We start from the raw sequence: 1915 nt of genomic DNA, 5'->3' as shown, positions 1-1915 counted from the left end.
CCGCCAACACCTTCCTCGACGCCCTCGCCACCCACCGCCACACCCACAACCAACCCGCCACCAGCATCGCCTGGGGCCTCTGGAACACCACCAGCGGCATGATCGACACCCTGGACAAGGAGGATGTGGCGCGCTGGGCCCGACACGGTCTGCCGGCCATCTCGCCCGAGCAGGGGTTGGCGCTCTTCGACGCCGCGATCGCCGGTGAGTCCCCCGTAGTCTTCGCCGCCCGTATCGACAAGGCGGCACTGCGAGAGCGCGCGGCCGCGGGCCTGATGCCTCCGCTGTTCCGCTCTCTTGTGCCGACGAGGATCCGGCGGGTCGTTCAGGAAGCCTCGTACGCCGACGGCGAGCAGAGCTGGGCCGATCTGATGGCGCACCTACCCGCACAGCAGCGTCGCGAGGCGGTCGAGACGACCGTCCGGTCCGCCGTCGGCACGGTGTTGGGGCATGCCAACGCATCAGCCGTGCCGGCCAGCCGGTCCTTCAAGGAGCAGGGATTCACTTCGCTCAACGGTGTTGAGCTGCGCAATCATCTGGGCCGAGTGACGGGACTACGGCTGCCGGCGACCCTGGTCTTCGACCATCCCACTCCCACGGCGCTGGCCTCCTATCTCCTCGACCGCGTGTCACCGACAGAAGAAACGGCCGCGGCACAGGATCTCGCCAAGCGCCCTCAGCCGAGGGGTATCAACGCCGACGAGCCCATCGCCATCGTGGGCATGAGCTGCCGACTGCCCGGCGGAGTGACTTCGTCGCAGGAACTGTGGCGACTTCTGTCGGAGGAACAGAACGCGATCTCCGAATTCCCGACGAACCGGGGCTGGGACCTCGGCAATCTCTACGATCCCGACCCGGACGTCCCCGGCCGCTCGTACACGAACATGGGCGGCTTCCTGCACGAGGCAGACCAGTTCGACCCCGGCTTCTTCGGCATCAGCCCCCGTGAGGCACTGGCCACCGAACCGCAGCAGCGCGTCTTGCTCGAGACCGCGTGGACCGCCCTCGAACACGCGCGCATCGCTCCCGACTCACTCAGGGGAACCGAGGCCGGGGTATTCATTGGGGCGATAGCCCAGGAGTACGGGCCTGGTTTCGCCAACACACCTACGGAGACCGAGGGTTACCGCATCACCGGAACGACCATGAGTGTGGCCTCGGGGCGGCTGGCCTACACGCTGGGCCTGGAGGGTCCGGCGGTGACGGTGGACACGGCGTGCTCGTCGTCCTTGGTCGCCCTGCACCTGGCCGCCCAGGCACTGCGCAACGGCGAATGCGACCTCGCCCTCACCGGCGGTGCCACAGTCATGTCGAGCCCGGGCCACTTCATCGACTTCAGCCGTCAGCGGGGGCTGGCCCCCGACGGCCGGGTGAAGGCCTTCGCCGACGGCGCCGACGGCACCGTATGGGGTGAGGGCGTGGGCGTCCTGGTGCTGGAGCGTCTGTCGGATGCCCGGCGGCGGGGGCATCGTGTGCTGGCGGTCGTACGGGGCTCGGCCGTCAACCAGGACGGCGCGAGCAACGGCCTGACCGCACCCAACGGTCCCTCGCAGGAACGCATGATCCGCCAGGCCCTGACCAACGCCGGGCTCAGCACCGCAGACGTCGACGCGGTCGAGGCGCACGGCACCGGCACCACACTCGGCGACCCGATCGAGGCGCAGGCCCTGATGGCGACGTACGGGCAGGGCAGGGATGCCGAACAGCCTTTGTGGCTGGGCTCCATCAAGTCGAACATCGGGCATGCGCAAGCCGCTGCGGGTGTGGCGGGTGTGATCAAGATGGTGGAGGCGATGCGGCGCGGTGTGCTGCCGCGGACGCTGCATGTCGATGAGCCCACCTCGCATGTCGACTGGGAAGCCGGGCAGGTACGCCTGCTGACCGAGGCCCGCGTATGGCCGGAGGCGGGCAGGCC

Annotated in this window: 1 protein-coding gene; it reads left to right on the top strand. The window is 69.0% G+C overall.

Going from position 1 to position 1915, the window contains the following annotated elements; all coding sequences use genetic code 11:
* Window positions 1-1915: beta-ketoacyl synthase N-terminal-like domain-containing protein (locus ACWDSL_RS53230; RefSeq protein WP_450496960.1), on the top strand; the 1915-nt coding region annotated here is incomplete at both ends.

The organism is Streptomyces sp. NPDC000941 (genome assembly GCF_053599555.1).
This window is presented reverse-complemented; position numbering and strand designations above follow the sequence as displayed.